Genomic DNA, 25,627 nt, shown 5'->3' on the forward strand with positions numbered 1-25,627 from the left:
TATAGTAACATGGAATTCCATTTAATCCTTCAAAGATTTGAAGGTTTAACAAAAAGACTACCTTGGTAGTTAGATTATCTTCAATGAATAAGCTTAATACGTATAAGGGCACTAAATTTTTCTAAGCTCTTTTAGACATTAGCTTAACAAAGCTGCTGCCCATGGAAAACAGCAGCCATCATAATCCCCCTTTCAACTTATTGTTATGGTCAAACTCTACTGCTCCACTACATGGTTCAAAGGACAAATTCTAATCAGAATGCTGATAATAGTTCTCCTCTTTCGCCCCTCGTTATCTCCCTGATTTATGGATAATTATTTTATAATCGGGTTCCTTTTCAAAGCTTGACAGTTTTATAGAGTCATGATTAGAATGTTTTATATGTTAACTAAAATAAATTTAAGTTAACATATAACAAAAGGAGAATGTCCATGCACAGTGAAAAACAATTACCTTGGGAAGATAAAATAAAGAAAGAACTGGCTTATTTAGAAGAGATATCGCAAAAACGTGAACTCGTCACAACTGTATTTGCCGAGAAACCATGGCTTTTGATTAATGGCCATAGGATGCTAAACCTTGCTTCCAATAACTATTTAGGATATGCAGGAGATGAACGGTTGAAAAAGGCTATGGTTGATGCAGTACATACATATGGTGCAGGAGCAACGGCTTCACGTTTAATCATTGGCAATCATCCCCTTTACGATCAAGCAGAACAAGCTCTTGTCAATTGGAAGAAAGCAGAAGCAGGTCTTATTATCAACAGTGGATATAACGCAAACCTAGGAATTATCTCCACCCTGCTGTCTCGTAACGATTTTATTTATAGTGATAAATTGAATCATGCAAGCATTGTCGACGGAGCTCTTTTGAGCCGTGCGAAGCATATGCGATATCGGCATAATGATTTAGATCATTTAGAAGCATTATTGAAAAAATCATCAATTGAAGCACGTAAATTAATCGTGACGGATACGGTCTTCAGCATGGACGGTGACTTTGCTTATCTTGAAGACCTTGTTCGATTAAAAGAGCGTTATAACGCAATTTTAATGACAGATGATGCACACGGAAGCGGCATCTACGGTAAAAACGGCGAAGGTTATGCCTGTCATCTCCATCTTCAAAATAAAATTGATATCCAAATGGGAACATTCAGTAAAGCGCTTGGTTCATTCGGAGCCTATGTTGTCGGAAAAAAATGGCTTATTGACTATTTAAAAAATCGCATGCGCGGATTCATTTATTCAACTGCACTTCCCCCTGCCATACTCGGTGCTATAAAAACAGCGATTGACCTTGTGCAAGAAGAACCAGAGCGCCGTGCACTGCTCCAAACACATTCGGAATACTTTAGAAAAGAACTCACATATTACGGGTTTAATATTTGTGGGAGTCAATCACAGATTGTTCCTATTGTCATCGGAGAAAACGAAAAAACGATGAAATTTGCCAAACGTTTGCAGAAAGAAGGAATTGCAGCCATTGCTGTCAGACCGCCGACCGTTCCTGAAAATGAGGCGAGAATCCGGTTTACCGTGACAGCTCTCCACAATAAAGAAGATCTTGATTGGGCAGTTAAAAAGGTTTCTATTATTGGAAAAGAAATGGGTGTTATTGAATGAAAAAGCCGAATTTAATCATGCTTCCTGGCTGGGGAATGGAAGAAGGAGCATTTAAACCGTTAATCAAACCGCTGTCTGAAGCATTTAACCTTTCATTTATAGAATGGAGAGATACGAAAACACTAAATGACTTTGAAGAACGAGTCATCGACACAATCGCTTCCATCGATGGTCCTATTTTTTTACTTGGCTGGTCATTAGGGGCACTCGTATCACTTGAACTTATAAGCTCATATCGAGAAAAAATAAAAGGTTTTATACTAATTGGTGCAACGAGTCGGTTTACCACGGATGAAAACTATTCATTTGGTTGGAATCCACTTATTGTCGAGCGCATGAAGAAACAACTACAGCGTAATAAAGAGAAGACTTTGATTTCATTTTATGAAGCAATGTTTTCCGAAGCAGAAAAAAAAGAAGGTTTTTATCATCAATTCAATGCGACAATTCAACGCGAGTTTCAAGGAGATGATGTGTTTTCGCTTCTTATAGGCTTGGATTATTTACTTCAGAAAGACGTAAGAGTAAAGCTCGCTCAGGTTAAAACCCCCTTTTTATTGATTCATGGAATGGAAGACAAAATTTGCCCACTCGAAGCCTCAACTTTCATTAAAGAAAATCTGGGTGGGGAAGCTGAATTCCACATTATGGAAGGAACTGGTCATATTCCCTTTTTCACAAAACCACAGGAATGTGTGCAGCTCATGAAAACATTCATTCAAAAAGGAGTACATTCATGATTGATAAACGATTGTTAAGTAAGCGGTTCAGTGAACATGCGAAAACATATGATGCGTATGCAAATGTTCAAAAAAATATGGCGAGACAATTGGTTGATCTACTTCCTCAAAAAAACCCCAGTCAAAGAATTAATATTCTTGAAATTGGCTGCGGCACTGGTTACTTGACCAGGTTACTCGTTAAAACATTTCCTAATGCTGTTATTACGGCTGTTGATTTAGCACCAGGAATGGTTGAAGTGGCGAAAGGACTGACAAAGGAAGACCGTGTTACTGTTTTATGTGCTGACATCGAAGAAATGGAACTTAATGAAAACTATGACTTAGTTATTTCCAATGCCACGTTTCAATGGCTGAATAACCTTCCTGCAACCCTTGAAAAATTGTCTGCGCGTTTAACGCCTGAAGGATGCCTGATATTTTCAACGTTCGGAACTAAAACCTTTCAAGAGCTTCATATGTCGTATGAACATGCGAAAGAAAAGCTTCAACTTACCATTGATAGTTCACCTGGCCAAATGTTTTATACTCTAGAAGAATTATCGCAGGTTTGTGAAGAAGCAATCCCTTTTTCATCAGCATTTCCAATAGAGATAACAAAAATGGAAACGCTTGAACCAGAGTACTTTCAGACAGTACGTGAATTTTTCACTTCAATCAAAAAGATTGGTGCAGCTAACAGCAACAAAGAAAACTACTGCCAACGCCCCGCTTTTTTTCGAGAGTTAATCAACATATACGACACAGAATACCGAGAAGAATCAGGTGTGAAAGCAACTTATCACTGTTTGTTCTTTAAAATTAAAAAACATAATTAATCCGAAGAGAACGGTCTGGGATACCAGCATAATATCCTTTTCTTATAGCCATATATAAAATATGCCTTTGCCTTTGCTTACATATTTGCAGCCCGTTCCTATAAAATTATTTATAACGGTTCCATCTAGTATTTCAGAGAATTCAGGCCGCCGCCTCTCCTAATTCCTTTGGAGAGGCGGCGGCCCAGTTACCCCTTGATTCAACTCAAGGGGGCGTGTGTTTTAGGTATAACTCATCCAAATACCTTGCCATCTGTAATATTGACCACTCGATCACATAAATCTAGCATTCTTTCATCGTGCGTTACCATGATGGCCGCTTTATTTCTTGACTTCACCTCATGTGCAAGCATTTCAACAACATCCCTGCCTCTTTTGGAATCAAGACTTGCCGTTGGTTCATCCGCTAAAATGATTTCAGGATCATTCATCAGCGAACGGGCGATGGCTACACGCTGCCGCTCTCCGCCCGACAGTGCTTCAGGCAGGTGATCTGCCCGATTTCCAAGTCCAAGATGGCTAAGCAATTCGTCCGCTTTTTTCACAGTTTTTTTATCCCGCTTGCCAATCAGTTCGGAAATGAGCAGCAGCTGATCTCGTACAGTTAAATATGGAACAAGATTCGATGACTGGAATACAAACCCGATCTTTTCAAGGCGCACCCGAGTCAATTCCTTTGAGGATAGTGATGTAATATCCTCATCATTCAGCAGTAAGCGACCTTCGCTCGGAGATAGTAACGCACCCGCTATTGAAAGAAAAGTACTTTTTCCTGAGCCTGAAGGACCCACGATCGCGACGAATTCCCCCGCTTTCACATTCAGGGAAATATTATCAAGGGCTGTCACCTTATTAATGCCTTCCCCATAAATCTTACTGACGTTTTCAAATAATAGTTTATCCCTCATCATGATACCCTCCCTATTGCTTCGATCGCGTCTATCTTCGCTACTCGGTATAGTGATAGCAGCGAACCCAATAGGGATACAACCAAAAGTAACACGGAATATTTAATGACCAAATCGGTACTCAATACGAATGGCATTCCCTCTGGCATGATTAACGTGACGACATATGTCAGGGCAACACTGATGGCTATGCATGTCACTGCAAGCAGCATTACTTGACCAATAATACTTTTTGCCAGGTAGCCCGTATTGGCCCCGAGTGCTTTAAGAACTCCGAATTGATTCGTTTTTTGCAAGGTAATCACATAAAAGAATACAGCCAAAACGAATGCTGCTATGACAAACAAGAAAGCGATCATCATCGTCAATGTGCCCTGTTCCTCTTTGAACCCTGGTATACTCTGAAGGGATTCATCTTTAGAAATGAGCGTTACATCCTCAGGCAATGATTCACGTACATTCTCTTCTGCCTTCGAATCCATTTGCACTGCTATGGTGCTGATTGAATCCTCCCCTTGGTTTTTCAATGCAGGATTAATCTCCTGCCATCCCTTAACATTCATGTAAACAACAGGTGAATGGCTGTAAGACTGCTTTTCTGTAAAACCAACAATGGTGAAAACCTTACCTGATAGGTCATCTTTGAGTGAATCACCTAATTTATAGCCAACCTCTTTTAAAGAACGATCAGCAACTACTTCACCTTGTTTCTTATTGTCATAGTTCCTTCCTTCTATGACCTTCGGTGCTAAAATACCATTAGCATTGGTCGCAAAAATCGTGACATCCGTTTTTTCCGTTGACCCGATTTTATTCAATGTGGTCATCATTTGCCCAAGACCCTCGGCTGCTTTAACATCCGAGGAAGCACGGATTTCATCTAGTTTTTCCATGGATATGATCGATCGGTTCAATTTATTTTTAGAGTCATGCTCCATGACAAAATAGTCGGCCTTCATATTTTGTATGGATGAAGCATTATCTGAAGAAAGTCCATTAGCTAATCCTGAAATGATAAAGACAAGCAAAGCGACCAATACCATGATCAGTCCAATCAGCAGATAACGTAACTTTGAATGCTTTAGTTCACGTATTGCCAAAAACATCATTTCATCCCCCATTCCTTTTGTTTACCGATCAATTCCTACTTGATTCGGTATGACCCGATTGTAAACAATCAATATGAATGGAAGATGAACAAATGATTACATAAGGGGCAGCCGTATATAAAAAGTGGTCCCTTTGCCAAGTTCGCTTTGAACCTCAATCGTTCCGCCATGTAGTTCAACGGTCTTCTTCGTTATCGAAAGTCCTAAGCCACTGCCTGTTTCACTGCGATTTCTCACTTTATCGACTTTATAAAAGCGCTCAAGAATATAAGGGAGGTCTTCTTCTGGAATTCCCATTCCCGTGTCTGAAATCATCACTTCAACAAAGTTACCCATTTTTTTGAGTCGAATAACGATCGAACTGCCGCTTTCGGAGTATTTAATGCTGTTGGTTATCAAATTCGTCCATACTTGATTTAAAAGTTTCTCATCTGCAGTAACGACGGTTGATGGTAAATCCATTTCAATCACCATATTTTTTTCACGCCAATTCCATTCCAGCATAAACATCACTTGCCTTATTTGTTGTGCTAAATCGAAATTGGAACGTTGCAGCGGGTCATCCTCTTTATCCAAGGAAGCAAGCATTAGGAGCTGTTTGCTTAACAACGACATGCGCCTGCTTTCTTTTTCAATAATGGACAAGTAATTATTTCTTTGTTCCTTTGTTAATTCCTCAGATTGAAGGGTTTGAGAAAAACCTTGGATGGATGCGAGCGGAGATTGAATTTCATGAGAAACATTTGAAACGAATTCCTGTCTCATATCATCTAACCGCTGTATGCTTTGAGTCATTTTCGCGAAATGTTGTGCCAAATCCCCAATTTCATCACTCCGGGTAACATTCAATTTACTACTATAATCCCCATCAGCGATTCTCTTTGTAGCTTCTGTTAATTTCGTAATTGGCTTAACGATGAAACGCGTGTTAATAATAACAAATAAAAAACTGAGTAGGAGCGTAAGTACGAGCAAAACAGAAAGGTAAAAACGGAACTCTCCAAACTGCAGTTCTATATTCGGCCTTACAAACAATGCATGCCTTTCCCCATTCACGTTCATGGGAACGCCAATGCTATTGATTAATACATCCTCAAAAAAACCGGTAATAAATAGCCCATTATTGTAATTGGCGATCCCTTGATACGTTTTTCCGTTCAGAACTCCGGAAATCGTATCCGTGTCCAAAGCCGTTTCCCGAAACGGCTCCCCATATAAAGTTCCTTCACCCTGCTCATTAAAAAGATACATTTGATAGTGCAATCCTGCTATATGATTTAAATAGTCATCAATATCCTGATCTGGGTTTTCCTCATATAAGGAGACAATCTCACTTGCCACTTTGCTTATCTTCTCGCCATTGTAAGGTTTCTGAACCTTATGATAATAGATATTGGAAATCAAAAAAGCGATGACACTCGCAAGCACCATGATCAAAATGGTTTGAATAACTATCCTGAAATAGAGTGTTTTCACTTCCTATTGACCTCCAGTTTATAACCTAAGCCACGGACAGTCGTTATAACAAAATCATCGGTACGCCCGGCAAAACGTTCCCTTAACCGTTTAATATGGACATCAACCGTCCGATCATCCCCTTCAAAATCAGCACCCCACACCAATTCAATAAGCTGTTCACGCGTAAAGACCTGATCAGGAAAACTCCCCAGCTGAGCCAGCAGCTCAAATTCCTTAAGCGGCAGGAGCAACGTATTCCCCTTTATTCTCACTTCATAACTTTTCCGGTCAATAATCGTTTGATTCAATGATATGGATTCAGAATTCACCATACGGTACCTTCGCAATAGCGCTTTTATCCGAAATAGAAGTTCCCGTGGCTCAAATGGCTTCACGAGGTAATCATCCGTACCCGCAAAGTATCCCTTTTCCTTATCGATAAGTTGATCTTTGGCAGTCAATAAAATGACAGGCAGATCATATTGATCCCGGATTTCCTTACAAAGATCCAGTCCGTTTTTAAACGGCATCATAATATCAACAACCGCCAGATGGATCCGTTCCCTCTCCAGTTTCAAGGAAGCTTCATTCCCGTCCTTCGCTTCCGATACCATGTATCCTTCCTTTTCCAAATGAAATTTAAGCAACTCCCGAATATGCCGATCATCATCCGCAATTAATATATGTATCATAGAAACCACATCTCCACTTCTTTTATAGCTCTAGCTACACATACAATAGCAATAATTAAACCTGTAAAACAACAAATACTCATTCCAACTCCAGTTCCTTATAAATTAGTTTGCCACTAATAGGCAAAAAAAAGAAGATAAACAAAAAGGCGGCCAAGGTSTTCATGAASACCTTGGCCGCCTTTTTCCATCTGGTTACTTTTCATATTAACGGGGTTTTATAAATAGACTTAGATAGCAGATCAAAGCCCCGCTTAAAGCAGGGCTTCAATTAACTAAGGTTTTAATTGATCACTAAGCCAGCCATCAATATGATCTAAATTAAAAATCAGTAAATTATTTATGGGTCTTAGATGAGGTATCTTCTTATTTAATATTAGATCATCGATTTCCTTTTCGGTAATTGGATAATTTACCGATTCTAAGTAAATTATTAAACTTTTTATACCATAGGCCTTTCTCATTTAATCACCTCCCACCAAACCATCCTTATTCAAAAGAATAAAGAAACCTTAGTGCTAGATATTAAATGAAAGACAGCTTAATACTTTTTACCCAATTCCGGAAAAAATAATCCTCTTTTACTTTATGTAAACAACTTGGTGAACCAGTTTGTATAATAGTGGGTATAAAAATAGGCCCTTAACCTTAAAGGCTATTTAAATGAAAAAATTAATCCATTGAATAAGGCCTCCTCTCCTTGGTAATTCCCACTTAATCCTATTCCACATATTTGGATATATATATTTATCTGTTCGTTCAAACCCCATCTTTATAGCAAGTTCAGTGTTGGTTGTATCCAACAATACTTTTCCTGTTGTTCTTTCTTCTGATACTGGAAACAACTCTCCCTTATATTCAGCATAGGGATTAATAGAAAATAATTCATAATTCATTAACTTCATTTAAATAGGGAATCCCTCCCATTTGGAAAGATTATGAATTAGACTTCCCCCGTTTATTCATTTTTTAACATAAAAAAAGAGTGCAGCTGCACCCTCTAAAATTCATACTTTTTTAATGCTTTATCTGAATTCCTTTTCGTCAAATAAATGCGGAGCTTTCACCTTTTTCCCTTTTTTATGATTTGGATTTGGCTCTTTAGCTTCGATTTTAGCTTGGTCATAGACAGCGGTTCCGACAATTCCAGCAACATCTTGAAGCTTTTCTTTTGAGATTTTATCAATGGAATCATCAGGAGTATGATACCAAGGTTCTGATGGACTGTGGATGAATAAAGCAGCGGGAATCCCAGCCTCAGCGAAAGATACATGGTCACTGCGTCCGCCTTGTCCATATGGAGTAGGCTCGCCATTCAGCCTTGTACTTGATGCCTGAGCCAGCTCGGTCACAAGATTCAACTCTCCATCATTAGTCAAAATGACCAAATCTCCAGCGTCCTTGCTTCCCACCATATCCAGGTTGAAGTTTGCAATCGTCCGCTTGATCTCATCATCAGAGAGGTTCTCCACATAATTCTGTGAACCAAGCAATCCATTTTCCTCGGCCCCAAAGGTGACGAAGCGAAGTTCCGTATCTGTAGGAAGATTCTTCAGTGCACGTGCAAGTTCAAGTGTGACGGACGTGCCTGATGCATCATCATTCGCTCCAGGTGCCCCAGCGACGGAATCATGATGTCCAGTGATATAGATGATATCGCTCTTCTTAGCCTTAATGGTCTTTGTTGCTTTTTTTGTTGCCACCACGTTATAAGAGGTTTTCTCTCCGGTATGTGCTCCTTCAATCTTTAATGATGCTGCCAGTTTAACTCCAGCATTCAATTTTTCAAGCAGTGCTTCTCCATCCTTTTTCGTTATCGTGACAGATGGAATATACTGATCATTAGCCCCTCCAAGGGTCCCATTTAATTCCCCATCTGCATTATTGAATAGGATGATACCTGCTGCCCCTTTTTCTGCTGCATTCAATACTTTCTCTGCAAAAGTGAAGCTGCCTCTTTGAATAAGGGCGATTTTCCCTGTAACATCCGCTTTTTCAAGCTCTTCCTTCGTTCCTAAGCCGGCATATACCACTTCACCGGATAGATCACCATTAACTGAATAAGTTAAATGGTTCGCTTGGATTTCCTCATCAAACCCGTCAACGGACAGCTCGACCAGATTTGGGTCTGTATAGGATAAAAAACTGAACTCGTCAATATCGGCTTTATAGCCATAAGATTCGAACTGCTTTTTGATGAATTGGACGGCCTTATACTCCGAATCAGTACCGGCAACTCGAGGTGTTTGTGAGAGGTATTCAATATTCTTGTAGATTTTGTCGACATCGATCCTTTTAACGATTTGCTTGTCTGTGGATGGCACATGATGTACTGGAGAAGAACTCGGTGTTGCTAAAGCGGTAGTAGTGGTCCCGGCTGCTCCGAATGTTAATGCCGCGACTAATGATACGGATAGAAATTGTTTTTTCATAGATTGCCTGCCTCCTAGTTCAATAGATTCCCTCCATCATTTTACAATATACAGAAAATTCTAACTAGGTAGGTTTATCCCTATTAATCCATGTCTAAAGTAATGAATTTACAAATAAAAGAAATAGTTAGGTGATTTGACTCATAACAAAAGTCCTCAATCGTTTGATACTTTGTCATATTATATAAAAATACCTGGTATCCAAACAGGATTTTCGTTCTTTTTCGGGAAAATAATACAATAGAAATTGAATTTTTATAGGGAGAAGGCGCAAAGATGTCGATAACTAAATTTGTGATGCCGGAAGTGATTTTTGGAAAAGGTTCGATAGAACAAGCTGGCGAGGCCTGCTTACGGTTGGGTGCCAAAAAGGCGTTGATAGTCAGCGACTCCGGTGTTGCCAATGCTGGCTGGTTAGATAAAGTCATTGAATCCTGCCAAGATGTGGGTCTTGCCTTTGCTACCTTCATTGAAATGACGACCAACCCGAAAGACACGGAGATTGAAGCCGGCTGTTTGGCATTTAATGACCAAGAATGCGATGCCATCATTGGTTTGGGAGGAGGCAGTGCTTTGGATGTCGCCAAAGGGGTAGCCCTTTTAGCTACGAATGGTGGCATCATCAGTGATTATGAAGGTGTTGATAAAGTCCACTCTCCCCTCCCACCCATGGTGATGATTATGACTACGGCCGGATCAGGATCAGAGGTCTCTCAGTTTTCGGTGATCGTCGATTCATTCCGCGAGAAAAAAATGACGATCATTTCAAAATCACTCGTCCCCGATATTGCAATAATCGATCCTGGTACCTTAACCACCTTGGGACCGGATTTGACCGCGGCTACTGGAATGGATGTTTTAACCCACGCCATTGAATCCTACGTTTCTATCGCTGCGACACCGTTGACCGATGTACAAGCTAAAAACGCGTTGTCCATCGTTTCCCGTCACTTACGCCCCTCTGTAGCATCCAGGCATAATGAGGAAGCTAAAAACGCGATGGCGATGGCGAGCCTGCAAGCTGGACTAGCGTTTTCCAATGCCATTTTGGGAGCGGCCCATGCCATTTCACATGCAATTGGCGGAAAATACCTTCTTCCGCATGGTGAAATCAATGCGATACTGCTTCCCCATGTCATGGATTTTAATCGGATTGCCTCACCAAGGCGATTCAGTGAGATGGCAGACATCATGGGCATCGATACGCGGGCATTGACCGAGCAGCAAGCTGGAATGGCAGCCGTTCACTTCGTAAGGGAATTATCCCAGGATATAGGAGCTCCCAAGAGTTTAAGTGATGTCGGCATTACGAAAGAAATGATAGAACCCATAGGGATGACCGCACTTGAGGATGCCTGCATGATCACAAATCCTCGTGATATGTCATTAGAACAGATTAATCAGCTGCTTCTTACAGCCCTTTAAGAGGTGAAAGGCATGAATAAACTTGAATTGATAGATTTAATGACAGGTGTGAAATCTTCAAAAAAAACGTATTACACGGAACTTAAGAAAACCGTGGATCAGTTGAAGAAGAAAAATATGCAGCTTGAAATCATGAATGACATCACTAAAAATATGAATATTGAAATCGACATCCAGGAAATTCTCCGAAATGTCATTGCGAAACTCAAGCAGCTCATTACATTCGATGACAGTCATTTTATCATATTGTATGAGGAAGAACCTGCCCTGCTTCATATCTGCCCCAATGGTCACTGCGAACTTGAAATGGATTCCAATAACCTGTTACACCCTTTTCAGGATTTCTCGTCCGTCTTGAAAGACAAGCAGCCCATTCAGGTGGAAGTTACACGGTTACCGGACTTCCCAGAAAAAGAACGTCTAATATCCCTTGAAATTGAAACACTTCTATTAGTCCCTTTGTACGGAAAAAGTAAAAAAATCGGAATCTGGACTTTCGGAAGGAAGAAAAAGAAAACATGGCATAAAGATGAACTGGATTTTCTTGAGCAACTATCCAATCAGCTTGCACTTACTTTGGAGAATGCCCAGCTTTATAAGGAAGTTCTTCATTCCAAACAGGAGTGGGAGGATACGTTCAAGGCAGTTGAAGATATGATCATCGTCTTTGATCACAAAGGATCTGTCTATCAATCCAATGATTCTGCCCGGGACTTTTCCGACTTGGTTCCTTTAATTGAAGCATCCCAATCTCTTATTCAAGATACCTTTTCATTTAATATGCCAGGATTTCAGGAAATTCTCCTTCAGCATGATACCATCTTGGAAATGCATGCTTACCCGATTCAGAATAAGGAGCACCAAGTATATGGGGTCATTGCTTATTATAAAAATGTCACCGAAAGAAGACAGATGGAAGTCCAGCTATTACATGCCGGTAAACTTGGGGCGATTGGTGAAATGGCAGCTGGGATTGCCCATGAGTTGAACAGCCCATTAACGGCCATTCTTGGTAACTCGCAAATTTTATTACGGAAAACCCCACAGGACAATCCGGATTATATGCTATTGGACGACATTAAGATTTGCGGGGACCGATGCAGGCAAATCGTGAAAAGCCTGCTTACCTTTTCTAGGCAGGATGAGTATAGGTTCCACTATTACTCTATTAACGAGGCCATTCACCAGGTTCTGAACCTATTGAAGTTCCAACTTGGGAAGAAGCAAATCTCCCTCCATCTTAGCCTTCAGGAAGACCTTCCTTTCATAAAGGGCAGCCAGCCGCAGATTGAACAGATCATCATCAACTTGCTATTGAATGCCAAGGACGCATTGGATGAGTCTGCGCAATCGGAAAAATCGATTTCGATCGCTACCTATTCAGAAAACAAGTTCATGGTGGTTCAGGTGACTGATAACGGAACGGGGATTGAACAAGAACGCCTGCCCTTCATATTCCATCCCTTTCATACGACTAAAGACCGTGAAAAGGGTACAGGTTTGGGGCTGTCTGTAAGCCTTGGCATCGCCAAGGACCATGGCGGAAAGATCGACGTTTTGAGCACACCAGGACATGGAAGCACTTTTTTCCTGAGGCTTCCTATACAAGGAGAGGAAAGGGGATGATAAGGTGATTCATTTACTTGTGGTAGACGATGAGAAAGAGGTTGGGACTTTTCTATCCCGCCTTTTTACGATGAAAGGTTACCTCGTACAAGTTGTGAATAGCGGGAAGGAGTTTCATGAAATCGACTGGAATCAGCAGCGTTTTGATGTCGCAATGATAGATTTGAAGCTTCCGGATTGCGATGGACTTTCCCTCCTGCAGCATCTAAAACAACTGCAGCCGCGTTGCAAGGTACTGATCATGACCGGATACAGCACCGTCAAGACCGCTGTTGATGCCATGAAACTTGGCGCGAGTGATTACATGGAAAAACCCTTCGTGGATATTGAAGTACTGGAAAGGCAGATTGACAACCTATTGAATGAAAATGAAGCTTTGAACCAGCATTTCATCCATAAGCTTGCCGAGGATTCAGGACTCATTGTCGGTGAAAGTCCTTTAATGAAGAATTTGATTGAAACGGCCTTCAAGGTTGCGCAAAAATCCGTCAATGTATTAATCGAAGGAGAAACCGGAAGCGGGAAAGAAGTGCTTTCACGCTTCATCCACATAGCCAGCCCCCGAAACCATGAACCTTTTATCGGCATCAATTGCGGAGCGATCACTGAATCCCTGCTTGAAAGCGAATTATTCGGTCATGAAAAGGGCGCTTTCACCGGAGCGACCCAACTGAGAAAGGGTTTTTTCGAAATTGCGGGGAACGGGACGCTTTTCCTTGATGAAATTGCTGATGCAAGTCCGGCCATTCAAGTCAAATTACTTCGAGTTTTGGAAACGCGGGAATTCATGCGGGTTGGTAGTAGCGGGACATTACGGACGAACGCCCGTTTAGTGGCGGCCTCCAATGAAAACCTGCAGCAGGCAGTTGACAAAAAAACATTCCGGGAAGATCTATTTTATCGACTGAACGTTGTGACTCTAGAAATCCCGCCTTTAAGGAAACGTAAAGAGGATATTCCCCTGCTTGTCCGGCATTTGATTGAGAGAAATGGTCAGGGAGATATCTCTTTTTCCAATGTAGCCATTGAAAAGTTACAGCAACACAACTGGCCAGGCAACATACGCGAACTATCTAATGTGGTCATGCGGACGCTGACTCTCGCAGACCATAAGTCAGAAATAACCGCCAATGATATCTCACTAACTAACAGCCAGATTACTCCGAACAAGAAAGAGCCTCCGAATGAGACTGAGGCAACTGAAAACCTTCTTGAAGAGTGGCGAAAAAAGCTGGTGGCTGACTTTAATGAGAAAGATGAACTGATGCTTGAAGAAATCCTTACAGAAATCAAACAGCTTCAATCCACAATTGGAAAGGAACTCGTCTTGCAGGCGCTGCAAAAAACATACGGCAACCGGAATGAAGCTGCCAAACGCTTGCAGATATCCATAAGGAAACTGCGCTATATATTAAATGAGAAGAACCAGACATAAGACAAAAATACAAAAAAGGAGGATGCCCTTTTCTATGGCATCCTCCTTTTGTTCTTATTCTAAAGTCAATACGATGCGCCCGTTGATTTCTCCTTTTTCCATCATCGAAAACACGTCGTTGATTTCATCAAGTGTTCTTGTTTCAATATTTGTTCTTACTTTTCCCTCTGCCGCAAATTGAACAGCTTCCTGTAAGTCTTTTCTCGTGCCTACGATTGACCCTTTTACAGTTACCCCATTTAGTACTGTATCAAAAATCGGGATTGGAAGTTCATCATTCGGCAGTCCAACTACGACCAGTGTCCCGCCCCTCTTGACTGAACTGTATGCCTGTTCGAATGCCTTTTTCGTAACCGCTACAGAAATGGCTGCCTGCACACCACCAACTTTATCCTTTATGGCTTGTACAGGATCAGTCTTAAGCCCATTAACAGTGAAATCCGCCCCCAGCTCCGTTGCCAGATCAAGCTTATCATCTTGAATATCGACAGCAATGACATTAAAGCCCATCGCTTTCGCATATTGAAGGGCAACATGTCCCAATCCGCCAATTCCATAGATCGCTACCCAATCACCAGGTTTCGCTTCTGATACTTTAAGTGCTTTATAAGTCGTTACACCCGCACAGAAAATCGGTGAAACTTCCGCAAAGTCTAGCCCTTCAGGAACCTTCACCACATATTTGGCAGGTGCTTTACAGTATTCCGCATATCCCCCGTCCACGGAATAGCCTGCATTCAGTTGATCCAAGCAAAGCGTCTCCCTTCCAGTCAGACAATACTCACAATCGCCACAGGCCGAGTAAAGCCATGGGATCCCAACACGGTCACCTACTTTCAAGGAAGTTACGCCTTCTGCCACCTTTTCTATAATGCCTACACCCTCATGTCCAGGGATAAGCGGAAGTTTAGGTTTAACTGGCCAATCGCCATGTACCGCATGTAAATCGGTATGACACACGCCACATGCTTTAATTTTCACTAATATCTCACCATAAACCAAGTCTGGGATGGGTACTTCTTTAATCTCAAGTTCTTGGTTGAATTCATTGACGACTGCTGCCTTCATTGTCCTAAGCTGTTGTTTTGCATTGAAAGTGCTTTCCCCTTGTTTTACATTCATGATTCATATTCCTCCCTTAATTTAAGTGGATATTTTTTTTACTACCACACATACAAGATGCAAGTGCCATGCCACTTCAAAAGGCCAAGACAACAGCATTCACTAAAAAAAAGTGCCGAAAAGTCGGCACTTCTGGACGAATTAACGGCTCAAGTCGGACGAAATCCGGTTTGTATATTGCAGACCAAATAGCTCACCCTATAAATAGGAGGTGTCTAAAACATGGACCAATTTGAAAAAGCCTATGAATCCTATAAACAGCAAGGAACACCGCAAGCAAACCAACTTGATTCAGCTGGAAAAGAAGAAATCATCGCCGTAAGGAAAAATGAAGAGGACAATATTATCGCCATCAAGACGGACTCCGGCCGCGAGCTCGACTACCCCACTGCCCTTTCGGAAGCCAAAGCAGGCAACCTGGCCAATGTTGACGTCTTTCATAAATATGGCCGTGACATATTGCGGAGTGAGCCCGATGGGATAAAAGAAAATAACCTGGATCAACTACCGGAGTTTTAAGTTTACGGGGAAACTGCCTGATATGGGCAGTTTTTTCTGTCTGGATCTAAACGATAAAAAAGAACCAGCATGATAGCCGGATCCTTATTTTTCATACTGATAGGATTCAGAGATTTCGAGCAGTTGGCCACAGGACTCGACAACCTCAATGATTTCCATCCACGACATGTCCAGACCCAGTTCATTAGCATGGGAAATCTTATCACGTAATTTCCGGATGGCATTGGCATCCTTTTTCCCTTTACTTTTTGAAGGGATTTGGAAGAAACACCTCAGTTGTTTATCCTTATGTATGATGTCGAATTTATCACTGATTTGCAGGCACTCTATTAAATTGATATCTTCATTTTTATCGATTCTCCTCCTATATAATTCGGTTGCTTTTTCTAAACGGTCTTCGCTGATCATTGGATGCCAGGTGCCATCGCCAAATCTATCCATGATGATATCGCTCATCCTCATTTCCAATAAGGTAATATATCCGAATATGAGCATCCTGATTGGAGGCTTTTGAAGGTCGGCATGGGTGATCAACTTTTTAATTGAATTATTCTCCAATACGAACACCCTTGTTTTATTCTTAAAAATATGGAGAAGCTGGATCAAAGGGGTTGAATCCGAAACCATTTCCCTTGGTGAAAAATTTCTTAAATATTCCGAAACGCTCCCTTCACCTAGTTCTTCCCTATCTATATATCCGATGATTTCTCCTTGATCTTGCACTGCCAATATATCAAAATTCTTTTTTTCCAGAGCTTTCTGGATATCCAGCGCCAGATCGTTTTTATGGCAAAACTCAAGCTCCTGGGCTATGCTCTTTACCGTGATATTTTCCTCATAAAGAGTTTTAAGACTAAGATAGCTGCTATTGCTTTTCCCATGGCTTCCAATTAACATCTTTCATCCTCCGCTTATGAACTTTCTGCACGTTTTACCAATCACGAACCGCTTTAAGAGCGTTTGCCTCTTCAAAAGTTTTGGAGCAATCGCATTCGAACAAGTTTATAAGGCTTTAACCGCTAACTGAATAATAAAATGTCCATGTCATCAATAAATAAAGTCCACCCATGTGGACTCAATCCCATTCATCTGGATCTTTTTGGCACCATAAATCAAATGCCATCAACAGCATTGCCTACCGCCGTTTCCTCATTCCCCTCTCCTTCCCAAGCCTTACAAACATCCACCCAACCCTTTGCTCCTGAATATTCAAATAATTCAGCGAGTGTAAGTTCTATTGCAGAGTTCGTACTGCCGCATGCCGGGAACAATGACTCAAAGCGCTTCATTGATACATCAAGAAAAACATCTAGATTGTTTGCAAGTCCGAATGGGCAAACTCCTCCGATGGCATGGCCTGTTTGTTCGAGCACTTCCTCAGGTGATAACATTCGTGCCTTGAATCCGAACACCTGACGAAATTTCTTATTATCCACTTTTGCGTCCCCTGCCGCTACAACCAAAATAGCATGTTCACCTTCCCCCCTAAAGGAAAGAGTCTTAGCGATCCGTGCTGGGATAACGCCGATGGTAACTGCTGCCTCAATCACCGTAGCACTCGATGTTTCGAACTCCATTACATCGCCTTCCCGGTCCCATTGTTTAAAATGGCTTTTGACACTCTCGATACACATATAATTTTCACTCCTTTGAAGTTCATACAAAAATAATATCATCCTTCATTACAATAAATCAAAATCCTTTTGGACTTCCCCTGCCTTATAAATACAACCATTCTTTACAAATTGACCAAACAAGCTTACATGAGATACTATTAATCTTCGGGCAAAAGCCTTAACGTGGTTCGTAACCATCCCACGATAAAAAACTAGGGAGAGAGTAAAATGAATGTTCGTACACTCGTGATAAACGGGTTATTGGCTGCCTTGTATGTGGCGGTCTCATTGGTGTTTAAACCAATTGCTTTTGAGATGTTCCAATTTCGTGTACCGGAAATGTTGAATCATCTGATTGTATTCAATAAAAAGTATATCTACGGTATCGTGGGCGGCGTCTTCATATCTAATCTGCTTTTTTCGCCGATGGTGCCATTTGATTTGATTTTCGGGGTAGGGCAATCCGTACTCGCCTTATTGCTTGTCATTTTTGTATCTCGGTTCATAAAAAGCATTAAAGGACGAATGTTCGCCACGATTATCTTTTTCACATTCACAATGTTCTTAATTGCAATTGAACTGAACCTTGCCTTTGGCTTACCATTCTGGTTAAGCTGGATGACCACGGCTGTTGGTGAGTTCGTTGTCCTCTTGATTGGTGCGCCAATTATTTATGGAATGAACAAAAGAATTCAGTTTGAAAAGTGGCTATAAAGGAATCCTCGCGTCGTTAACCCACTATAATGTAAACAGAGCTGTCTGCATCATGCGACAGCTCTGTTTTCACCAATGAACTTGAAAATGATAAACTATTAGTCAGAATGGTGGTGACCCTTTGAAAAAAGTCCTGACTTTAACCGGTCTATTGGTAATGGCATTATTTATTTTTTCAAATGCAGAATTATTTACTTTGATTTGGAAAAGTGACTTGGATTCAGTTATTGGCATATTGATGGAAAACTTATTGCTTACATTTATTGTGACATTCGTATTGATGTTTGTCCAAAATTCATTTACAATCATCCCCTTAATATTGCTCCTGACTATCAATGTCACGATATTCGGATTCATATATGGCTACCTATGGAGTTGGTTTACAAGTGTTGTTGCGTCAGGGTTTATTTTTTATGCAGCAAGAAACTGGTTTCAGGAACCTCTTTTAAAGAAGATGGGAAAAAAGTGGCAAGAAACTGTTGTAGAGCATGGTTTCATGTACGTTTTTACCGGCAGGATTTTCCCGCTTATCCCAACAAGTTTAATTAACTTGGCAGCTGGAGTCAGCACCGTCACTTTCAAGGATTTTTTATTTGCGACGGCACTAGGCAACCTTATATACTTTTTCTTCCTATCTCTAATCCCATATGGATTCCTATCCGTTGAAATGAACCAATATACGCTAGCTGCACTTGCACTCCTTTTCTTACTATTTTTCATTATCTATAAGCGTGCAAAAAAGAAAAAGAAACTATCCTTATTCAGAAAAAACAGGTGACCGCATTGGCCCCTGTTTTTTTATTTAGGATTCTGCATATATTTTTTTCCGATAGTTTGTTAAAATGTGTATGTAATTTTACCTTTGAAATGTCTTAAAATCAGGGAGAATCTCCATGTCCAAACGCTCCATTTTAGCAATTTATATCCTATCCGGGATTCTTACACTAGTCGTGTTCGACTATTTTTTAACTACAAATATCCATAACAAAGAGTTCTTCATTCAACTTCAAAGAGCGGAAGGCATTTTTTTCCTTTTATCTATAGGCTTGATCTTATACCTTTACTTAGCTAAAAGGGAAGAATTCAAACAATTAAAAGAAGCGGAACAACGTCGGCGTACCCTCATCAATTCAATGGTGGATTTCGTTAACTTCAAGGATGGTGATGGCCGATGGCTTGAATCCAATGCCTTCGGGCTGCAATTATTTCAATTGGAGCATGTAGACTATAAAGGAAAAAAAGACAGCGAACTCGCAGAATACTCCGAATTTTATAAAGAGGCGTTGATATACTGTGAAGGTTCCGATGAAGAAACGTGGGTAAAAGGGGAAATCACAAGATGTGAGGAAATCATCCCTCTTCCCAACGGCAATCACAAGACCTTTGATACAATCAAAGTTCCTCTGTTCCATGAGGATGGTTCACGAAAAGGCTTAGTCGTCATTGGCAGGGATATTTCTGAAAGGGTTGTCGCGGAGAAACAATTATTCGATAGTGAACAACGCTATAAATCATTGTTTGAACACAATCCTTATCCGATGCTGATGCTTGATTTAAACGGATTGATCACGACCGTAAATCCAAGGTTTGAAACGGTAACAGGCTTTCAAAAAGAAGAAATACATGGTGCCTCATTCATTAATTTGAAATTTTCAGCAGAAGATGCGGATTTAATCCGTACATCTTGCCAATATGTCATGGAAAACCATAAGGGGATCAAAAAAGGGAAAGATATAGAATTCATAACGAAGTACGGGAAGTCCATCTTACTTTCATGTACGTTTGTCCCGATGATGGTTGGCGAAGATTTGGTCGGGATCATCACTTATGCTAAAGAGGTCACTCAAATTCGAGAAACTGAAGCACGCTTGAGAAGAACCGAAAAATTGTCGATAGTTGGCGAGCTAGCCGCAAGTGTAGCCCACGAAGTACGAAACCCGTTGACTTCTTTAAAGGGCTTCGTCCAGCTGCTTAAAAAGAGCGACCATCCCTATGAACAATACTACACGATTATGTTAAGTGAATTGGACCGGATCAATCTAATTGTAAGTGAGTTACTCGTTCTGGCAAAACCACAGGAACTTCCATTCAGCAAACATCAAATCATCGAACTGATGAATGATGTCAAAACATTGTTGAAACCAGAGGCGGACTCGTACCCCACCCAAATATCAATATCTGTTAAAAACGAAATACCGCTTCTGTTATGTGAGGCAAACCAATTAAAACAAGTATTCATAAACATGCTCAAGAATTCAATGGAGGCATCCGCCGATCACATTTTGATTGATTTCGAGCGCATGGACAATAACCTTTCCATTACCATCAAAGATAATGGAAGCGGAATAGAAAAAAAACGGTTAAAGCATCTTGGTGAACCTTTCTATTCTTCTAAAGAAAAAGGAACAGGGTTAGGATTGACAGTCAGCTGCCGAATCATTGAAGCGCACCGGGGGAAGGTCCGTTTTAACAGCGAACTAAACCATGGAACCGAGGTCCAAATCATTTTGCCCATATAAGTATAAATCGGAGGACAAGCCTTTATCTTGTCCTTTTTTCAGGTTTCGGAACTATACTTGATAAAATTAAAATAGGGAGGTAAAGAAATCCTTGATTTCCCTCAAGAATGACACAGCCTCATCAGGTTGGTTCCCCTTTAAGTATCCTTTGCCCTCCTGCGTTATTGGATGTAACGGTCTCTGTTTTGCCAGCTGTACCCATTTGCGTTGCCTCAATTACCGCCTCTTTTTTTTGACATCATCCACGGTCTCTTCCTTATCCTTATCCTTATCCTTATCCTTTTCCACATCCATATCCTTTAGAAAAACAAGGACTACGTCGCTCCCGATCCTTTGAAACTGTAACTGAAATAGCTCGGGTTTGCTTTATCCTTGAAAAATTACTTCTTAATCGGGTTTGCGCCACAGGCCTATTGATTTTTACGTAAGGGAATCACCACCAATATTTCCCATCCGATGTTTTATTGGCTATAATGGTGGAAGCTAGGCAAATCTAACCTTATTGTTATCACTTTTTTAGTGAACCTCTCAAACTGCCTTTAGATAACTAATTTATTTTCACTGTTTTTTCACATTTTCCTTTTATAATAAGCTTACATAATCTGATGAAAGGATGATGGCACACCAAGATGAAGAATTATTTATGGCTGGTAGTCAGCCTATTCAGTTTGCTTTTATACCCGGCAATGGCTTCTGGTCATGCTACAGTAATAAGCTCTAATCCTAGCCCGAATGAAGTGATGGATACACTTCCTGAAAAGATCAGCATTCAATTCAGTGAGAATATACAACCAGCTTTCCATTCGCTTGAGGTATTCAGCCAAGATGGGGACAAAATTCAAATTCAAGATAGTGCAATCTCGGAACAAAGTGAAAAAGTACTGGAAGCTAAGTGGAAAGGCACTATTGATGAAGGGATTTACTACATAAAATGGAGAGTGGTTTCCAGCGATGGCCATCCCATTGAAGGGACAATCCCCTTTCAATTTGGAGATTCAACGGTCCTACCAAATCAAGAAATTTCCAAAGTGAACGCAGGTTTTCCGGATTCCATCACCGTTTTCCTGCAAAGTCTTCAATACATATGCTTCGCGGCCCTTACCGGAATCCTTTTTTTCCAATTATCTTTAATGAAGGGTTCTCGTCTTTTTGAAGCCAGCAGCAGGGCTCGTCTATACCTTTGGCTTTCATATGCAGGTCTAGCATTTTCCATCTTCTGCAGTCTGCCTTTAAAAGTGACGATTGACGCTGGTGTAGGTTGGGCGGATGCGTTTAATGGGACTTTTATAAAAGAAGTATTGAATGCTACAAGCTTCGGTACCATCTGGATCATAGAAATTCTATTGTTGCTCCTTCTGTTTTTRGTTATTTATTTCATGCTCGAGAACACACTGATTAAATCACTACCCTTCCTTTCTTTCATCATAATAGCAATCTTGATGGTTTGTAAGGCTTTAACTGGACATACGGCAGCTGTTCCTAATCAGGTTCTGGCCGTTTTGATGGATTTCCTCCACTTATTGTCCATGGCTTTATGGCTTGGCGGCCTTTTGGCCTTATTGGTTATTTTGCCTGGACTTGCTAATCGGCAGGCAGACGATAAGAAAATCTTTTACTGGTCAATCATTCAAAGGTTTTCCAGATGGTCGTTTCTGTTTGTAATCATACTGATCATTAGCGGGATCTATAGCAGTTTACAGCATGTACCGACTATCCATTCATTGATAAATACAACATATGGACAATTGTTACTTGCGAAAATTGGTCTCATGTTAGTCATGATCGTTTTAGGGGCCTTTCATTATTTCAGGGGGAAAAAGCGGGTTAAAAAACTTGGTTATAGTGTGGGAATGGAGTTTGGTTTAGGAATCGTCGTACTCATTGTTGCGGCTCTATTGACAAATGTCCAAACTGCCATGTCTTCTCCCGGTCCAATAGAAAAAACGTTACTGACTAATGAAAATAATGAGGTCACATTAATGGTGACTCCGAATAAAGTCGGGGATAACCTGATTCAAGTAGATCTATCCAATGGAGGCAAGCCGATAGCTGAAATAGAACAGCTTACAATCACTATGCAGCCAGTAGATACGCCAGGCGGTGAGATAAAGCTGCAAATGAAGGAAAAAAGCACAGGTACATTTGCATCAAAGTCTATAATAACCATGCCAGGAAAGTGGAATATCCATATTCACGGATTAACTGATAGCCTGGATTCAATCAATGCTGATTTTACAATTTTCATAGGGAATTCATAACAGGAGGGATAAATACAAATGAAAAACATTTCAAAGCTTCTTATTTCCACATTTGCTGCATTATTCATTTTCTCTAGTTCTGCGTATGCACACGTTACGGTCAAGCCAACCTCATCTGCACCTGAGGCGTGGGAAACTTATACACTCAAAGTGCCCGTTGAAAAAGAGACTGCCACCACAAAGGTGACTTTAAAAGTACCTGAAGGGGTTACTTTTGAAAGCTATCAGCCTGTACCAGGATGGAAAGTGACAACCAAGGCTGACAAAGATGGGCATGTAAAAACGGTAACTTGGGCAGCAACTGAAGAAGGAATAACCGCTGGACAATTCCAGCAATTCTCATTCGTTGCCCAAAATCCTAAAGAAGAAACGAAAGTGGCCTGGGATGCATTTCAATATTACGAAGATGGTGAAATTGTTGAATGGAGCGGTGATGAAGGCTCAGACCTACCGCATTCTGTAACGGAAATTTCGGTAGCTCCCAAGGATGCTGCCGGATCTACGGACCATGGTCACAAAAATGAAGCAGACACTAATAATTCCAAGACTGCTGACAATGCCAAGGATTCCGTAACAACAGAAGGTGATAGCAATCAAACGCTGATCATCACTCTGGCTGTCATATCACTAATTCTTTCCATTGTAGCGCTTTTTGCAGCTCTTAGGAAAAATAAAAAATAATCATTATGGAAGGTGCCCCAAGAATCATGGGGCACCTTTTTTCACTTCTAATTTTCCATGACTACCGATTTACTCGGAAACTGAAGGTTTTCTGATTTTATGGTAGTATTAATGGAATTTTCCACTCTTTGTCCCGCTATCGTTAGGTTAAGCATTCCATTGCCCTGTGCCTTTTTGCTTATTCCCAGGTCTTCCGTACTTTTCACTAACTGTGCATATAATTCCGATTCAGTTAATTCGCGGTCAAATTCCTTTTCCGCAATCACTTTCAAGAGGGCTGCTGCACCGCTTACATGAGGCGTAGCCATCGACGTTCCGCTCAGCCTTGCAAATTTATTTCCTGGATACGTAGAAAGAATACCAACCCCTGGCGCCACCAAGTCAATTTCATCATTTGTATTTGAAAAATCAGCTAAATTTCTGTTTAAATCCACAGCTCCTACTTCCACTACCTCGGGATATGCTCCAGGATAATCCATTTCATCCGTTTCATGACGCCCATCGCCACTATTTCCAGCGGCGCAAACGACAAGGATATCGTTCTGAAGAGCCTTTTGAATGAGTTTGTGTTCAGCTTCATCCGCTGGACCGCCTAGTGAAAGTGAAATAACAGAAACCTTTTCTTCATTAGGTCCCCGCCAATTGATTGCATACTCTAAAGCTCCATTAATCCAATCTATTTCGCCTTGCCCTTGACCATTTAAGGCCTTTAACGCTAATACGCTTGCTTTAGGAGCCACTCCAACTACACCAGCATTATTAACGGCAGCCAAAATTGTACCGCTCACATGTGTCCCATGTCCGTTATCATCTTGATAATCCCCGGTATTGGTAAAATCCTTCCCTCCGATGATTCTTTCTTTAAGATCTGGATGTCCTTTATCAATGCCTGTATCGATGACGGCAACTACCACACCCTCACCATAATTGCCTTTTTCCCAAACTGCCGGGGCCTTCACAAGCTCGACACCCTCGGGAATCTTCTCTTTCACCGTGTCCATTACTTCAAGTACTTTGTAAGGTATTAATCTTTTTTCTCTTGTCATTTGATTACCCCTTCCTTCGTTCAATAAGTTAAACTGCCAACAGTGTGGGGATTTTCATCCCGTCTGGTTGCCGTCTACCGTTGAAAGAGATGAGATCAAAAAACTCTTCTCCCTTATATATACCAGATTTTTAAAAATAAAAAAGAAGTTTTCGGAAAATTCCGTCTAAATAACTACTTTTTATTTCTTTTTCTTTTATTATCTGGTAATTCATATTATAGAACAAATGTTCTGTTTGTTCTACATGTTTTTTATCAATTATCAAATTTCATTTTAAAGCTAAGCACTTTTCGCAACTAAAAAAGAAGCGACCCCAGAATCGAGTCAGCTTCCATGGATGTTAAGCTGCACCACAGCATTTTTTGTATTTTTTCCCGCTTCCGCATGGACAAGGTTCATTTCTTCCAATTACTGGATTTTCATGGACGTGCGGCATTTTAGCTGCCTTGGCACTTTCCATGATAATTTGCGTGCCTTTTTCCTTCATTTGCTGATACCGCTGTTTAAATAACTCCATTACATCTTTACTGTACTTTAACGTATCTTCCGCGATATCCATCGCCTTTTGCTTGGATATATTATAATCCTCCAGGGCAAATTGATTATCCCTGAAAGAAACCCTAACTCCAAAATGCTGTCCAGCCTGTTTATTGGTCTTGCGCTCCTCAACGAATTCAAGGTATACTTCCTGGCAATCACAAGTCTGATGCATGCAATAATAATCATATATCCAATACGTTTTATCTTCATACTTACTCTTTAAAGCAATGCCATCCTCAACGCCAAAAACATCCAAATATTTAATCGCTTTTCCATCGAGGATCTCAAATGGATCAATCGTTCTCATCTATAGACACATCCTAATTCATCAAAGTTTATT

At 40.8% G+C, this 25,627-nt stretch carries 24 protein-coding genes and 1 riboswitch; of the genes, 12 read left to right on the plus strand and 12 right to left on the minus strand.

Annotated features, from left to right (window positions below):
• The first annotated feature begins 432 nt into the window (after nucleotides 1-432).
• From bioF to bioC, 3 genes are read left to right on the plus strand one after another with little or no spacing between them, the layout of a single operon-like run.
• Nucleotides 433-1,629: an 8-amino-7-oxononanoate synthase gene (bioF, locus tag AC1DVK_RS15730; RefSeq protein ID WP_410861456.1), complete on the plus strand. Its 1,197-nt coding sequence runs from the start codon at nucleotides 433-435 to the stop codon at nucleotides 1,627-1,629.
• Nucleotides 1,626-2,369 carry an alpha/beta fold hydrolase gene (locus AC1DVK_RS15735; protein ID WP_477626868.1) on the plus strand — a complete coding sequence of 248 codons (744 nt, stop codon included), beginning with the start codon at nucleotides 1,626-1,628 and terminating at the stop codon, nucleotides 2,367-2,369. The genes bioF and AC1DVK_RS15735 overlap by 4 nt, the downstream gene beginning before the upstream one ends.
• Nucleotides 2,366-3,187 (plus strand): malonyl-ACP O-methyltransferase BioC, encoded by an 822-nt coding sequence (gene bioC, locus AC1DVK_RS15740; RefSeq protein ID WP_477626869.1) that lies wholly within the window; start codon nucleotides 2,366-2,368, stop codon nucleotides 3,185-3,187. The genes AC1DVK_RS15735 and bioC overlap by 4 nt, the downstream gene beginning before the upstream one ends.
• Before the next feature lie 233 nt (nucleotides 3,188-3,420).
• Here the strand turns inward: bioC and AC1DVK_RS15745 are convergent, their stop codons facing one another.
• The 7 genes from AC1DVK_RS15745 to AC1DVK_RS15775 all read right to left on the minus strand — a co-directional run bounded on the left by AC1DVK_RS15745 (nucleotide 3,421) and on the right by AC1DVK_RS15775 (nucleotide 9,786).
• Nucleotides 3,421-4,098 (minus strand): ABC transporter ATP-binding protein, encoded by a 678-nt coding sequence (locus AC1DVK_RS15745; protein ID WP_410861453.1) that lies wholly within the window; start codon nucleotides 4,096-4,098, stop codon nucleotides 3,421-3,423.
• Nucleotides 4,095-5,201 carry an ABC transporter permease gene (locus tag AC1DVK_RS15750; protein WP_410861452.1) on the minus strand — a complete coding sequence of 369 codons (1,107 nt, stop codon included), beginning with the start codon at nucleotides 5,199-5,201 and terminating at the stop codon, nucleotides 4,095-4,097. The genes AC1DVK_RS15745 and AC1DVK_RS15750 overlap by 4 nt, the downstream gene beginning before the upstream one ends.
• A 99-nt stretch (nucleotides 5,202-5,300) precedes the next feature.
• On the minus strand, nucleotides 5,301-6,680 hold the full coding sequence (locus AC1DVK_RS15755; RefSeq protein ID WP_477626870.1) for a sensor histidine kinase: 1,380 nt from the start codon (nucleotides 6,678-6,680) through the stop codon (nucleotides 5,301-5,303).
• Nucleotides 6,677-7,354, minus strand: a complete 678-nt coding sequence (locus AC1DVK_RS15760; protein ID WP_061461320.1) for a response regulator transcription factor — start codon at nucleotides 7,352-7,354, stop codon at nucleotides 6,677-6,679. Before AC1DVK_RS15760 ends, AC1DVK_RS15755 begins: the two co-directional genes overlap by 4 nt.
• Nucleotides 7,355-7,629: 275 nt before the next feature.
• A complete protein-coding gene (locus AC1DVK_RS15765; protein WP_061461318.1) occupies nucleotides 7,630-7,818 on the minus strand; it encodes a hypothetical protein in 189 nt (62 codons plus the stop codon).
• Between the two features lie 195 nt (nucleotides 7,819-8,013).
• Entirely contained in the window at nucleotides 8,014-8,259 is a 246-nt protein-coding gene (locus AC1DVK_RS15770; protein ID WP_477626871.1) for a hypothetical protein, read from the minus strand.
• 120 nt (nucleotides 8,260-8,379) lie between these two features.
• Nucleotides 8,380-9,786, minus strand: coding sequence for a M28 family peptidase (locus AC1DVK_RS15775; protein ID WP_477626872.1), 1,407 nt, complete (start codon nucleotides 9,784-9,786; stop codon nucleotides 8,380-8,382).
• A 276-nt stretch (nucleotides 9,787-10,062) separates the two neighbouring features.
• Here AC1DVK_RS15775 and AC1DVK_RS15780 point away from each other — a divergent pair, with 276 nt between their 5' ends.
• From AC1DVK_RS15780 to AC1DVK_RS15790, 3 genes are read left to right on the plus strand one after another with little or no spacing between them, the layout of a single operon-like run.
• Complete coding sequence (locus AC1DVK_RS15780; RefSeq protein ID WP_089362542.1) at nucleotides 10,063-11,211, plus strand: iron-containing alcohol dehydrogenase; 1,149 nt, start codon at nucleotides 10,063-10,065, stop codon at nucleotides 11,209-11,211.
• A 12-nt stretch (nucleotides 11,212-11,223) separates the two neighbouring features.
• Complete coding sequence (locus AC1DVK_RS15785) at nucleotides 11,224-12,837, plus strand: sensor histidine kinase (RefSeq protein ID WP_410861450.1); 1,614 nt, start codon at nucleotides 11,224-11,226, stop codon at nucleotides 12,835-12,837.
• Between the two features lie 4 nt (nucleotides 12,838-12,841).
• Nucleotides 12,842-14,272 carry a sigma-54-dependent transcriptional regulator gene (locus AC1DVK_RS15790; protein WP_410861449.1) on the plus strand — a complete coding sequence of 477 codons (1,431 nt, stop codon included), beginning with the start codon at nucleotides 12,842-12,844 and terminating at the stop codon, nucleotides 14,270-14,272.
• Nucleotides 14,273-14,326: 54 nt separating this feature from the next.
• On the opposite strand, the gene adhP is transcribed toward AC1DVK_RS15790, so the two are convergent.
• Entirely contained in the window at nucleotides 14,327-15,340 is a 1,014-nt protein-coding gene (adhP, locus tag AC1DVK_RS15795; RefSeq protein ID WP_061465944.1) for an alcohol dehydrogenase AdhP, read from the minus strand.
• Nucleotides 15,341-15,616: 276 nt separating this feature from the next.
• On the opposite strand from adhP, the gene AC1DVK_RS15800 reads away from it, so the two are divergent.
• Entirely contained in the window at nucleotides 15,617-15,913 is a 297-nt protein-coding gene (locus AC1DVK_RS15800) for a DUF3892 domain-containing protein (RefSeq protein WP_061461310.1), read from the plus strand.
• Between the two features lie 84 nt (nucleotides 15,914-15,997).
• On the opposite strand, the gene AC1DVK_RS15805 is transcribed toward AC1DVK_RS15800, so the two are convergent.
• Both AC1DVK_RS15805 and AC1DVK_RS15810 read right to left on the minus strand, forming a co-directional pair.
• Nucleotides 15,998-16,810, minus strand: coding sequence for a hypothetical protein (locus tag AC1DVK_RS15805; protein ID WP_089362539.1), 813 nt, complete (start codon nucleotides 16,808-16,810; stop codon nucleotides 15,998-16,000).
• 215 nt (nucleotides 16,811-17,025) lie between these two features.
• Nucleotides 17,026-17,547, minus strand: a complete 522-nt coding sequence (locus AC1DVK_RS15810) for a YbaK/EbsC family protein (protein WP_477626873.1) — start codon at nucleotides 17,545-17,547, stop codon at nucleotides 17,026-17,028.
• Between the two features lie 159 nt (nucleotides 17,548-17,706).
• Nucleotides 17,707-17,751: riboswitch (PreQ1 riboswitch) on the plus strand.
• A 6-nt stretch (nucleotides 17,752-17,757) separates the two neighbouring features.
• On the opposite strand from AC1DVK_RS15810, the gene AC1DVK_RS15815 reads away from it, so the two are divergent.
• From AC1DVK_RS15815 to AC1DVK_RS15835, 5 genes are all read left to right on the plus strand, one after another.
• Entirely contained in the window at nucleotides 17,758-18,243 is a 486-nt protein-coding gene (locus AC1DVK_RS15815) for a QueT transporter family protein (RefSeq protein WP_410861447.1), read from the plus strand.
• Nucleotides 18,244-18,364: 121 nt separating this feature from the next.
• Nucleotides 18,365-19,021: a TVP38/TMEM64 family protein gene (locus AC1DVK_RS15820; RefSeq protein ID WP_089362536.1), complete on the plus strand. Its 657-nt coding sequence runs from the start codon at nucleotides 18,365-18,367 to the stop codon at nucleotides 19,019-19,021.
• 115 nt (nucleotides 19,022-19,136) lie between these two features.
• Nucleotides 19,137-20,762: a PAS domain S-box protein gene (locus AC1DVK_RS15825; protein ID WP_410861446.1), complete on the plus strand. Its 1,626-nt coding sequence runs from the start codon at nucleotides 19,137-19,139 to the stop codon at nucleotides 20,760-20,762.
• Between the two features lie 629 nt (nucleotides 20,763-21,391).
• Nucleotides 21,392-23,020 (plus strand): copper resistance protein CopC, encoded by a 1,629-nt coding sequence (locus tag AC1DVK_RS15830; protein ID WP_410861445.1) that lies wholly within the window; start codon nucleotides 21,392-21,394, stop codon nucleotides 23,018-23,020.
• A gap of 18 nt (nucleotides 23,021-23,038) precedes the next feature.
• Nucleotides 23,039-23,701 carry a YcnI family copper-binding membrane protein gene (locus AC1DVK_RS15835; protein ID WP_410861444.1) on the plus strand — a complete coding sequence of 221 codons (663 nt, stop codon included), beginning with the start codon at nucleotides 23,039-23,041 and terminating at the stop codon, nucleotides 23,699-23,701.
• Nucleotides 23,702-23,748: 47 nt separating this feature from the next.
• Here AC1DVK_RS15835 and AC1DVK_RS15840 read toward each other — a convergent pair whose 3' ends face one another.
• Together AC1DVK_RS15840 and AC1DVK_RS15845 are read right to left on the minus strand one after the other, a co-directional pair.
• Nucleotides 23,749-24,747 (minus strand): S8 family peptidase, encoded by a 999-nt coding sequence (locus AC1DVK_RS15840; RefSeq protein ID WP_410861443.1) that lies wholly within the window; start codon nucleotides 24,745-24,747, stop codon nucleotides 23,749-23,751.
• 340 nt (nucleotides 24,748-25,087) lie between these two features.
• Nucleotides 25,088-25,594: an SEC-C metal-binding domain-containing protein gene (locus AC1DVK_RS15845; RefSeq protein ID WP_089362533.1), complete on the minus strand. Its 507-nt coding sequence runs from the start codon at nucleotides 25,592-25,594 to the stop codon at nucleotides 25,088-25,090.
• Nucleotides 25,595-25,627 lie beyond the last annotated feature (33 nt).

The organism is Peribacillus sp. P4_B1 (assembly GCF_056402395.1).